The sequence below is a fragment of the Stutzerimonas azotifigens genome, from assembly GCF_013522725.1.
GTDB lineage: Bacteria > Pseudomonadota > Gammaproteobacteria > Pseudomonadales > Pseudomonadaceae > Stutzerimonas > Stutzerimonas azotifigens_A.
In genome coordinates this window covers 1-320 of record NZ_JAAMRF010000031.1, presented here as the reverse complement: position 1 = coordinate 320, position 320 = coordinate 1, and the positions used below count along the sequence as shown (strand labels likewise).

The following is a 320-nucleotide window of genomic DNA, read 5'->3' as shown; positions in this document are numbered from 1 at the left end:
ATGGTGATCATCGCCACCCAGCCGAGGGCGCCGGCGTGTACGTGGCCGATGGTCCAGTCGGTGTAGTGGGAGAGGGCGTTGACGGTCTTGATGGCCATCATCGGGCCTTCGAAGGTGGACATGCCGTAGAAGGCAAGCGAAACCACCAGGAAGCGCAGGATCGGGTCGGTGCGCAGCTTATGCCAGGCGCCGGAGAGGGTCATCATGCCGTTGATCATGCCGCCCCAGCTCGGAGCCAGGAGGATGATCGACATCACCATGCCCAAGCTCTGCGCCCAGTCGGGCAGAGCGGTGTAGTGCAGGTGGTGCGGGCCGGCCCA

Annotated in this window: 1 protein-coding gene; it reads right to left on the bottom strand. The window is 64.7% G+C overall.

What is annotated here, in order from left to right:
• Window positions 1–320 (bottom strand): cbb3-type cytochrome c oxidase subunit I (locus tag G7026_RS22510; RefSeq protein WP_181073274.1); only part of this gene is annotated, 320 nt, incomplete at both ends.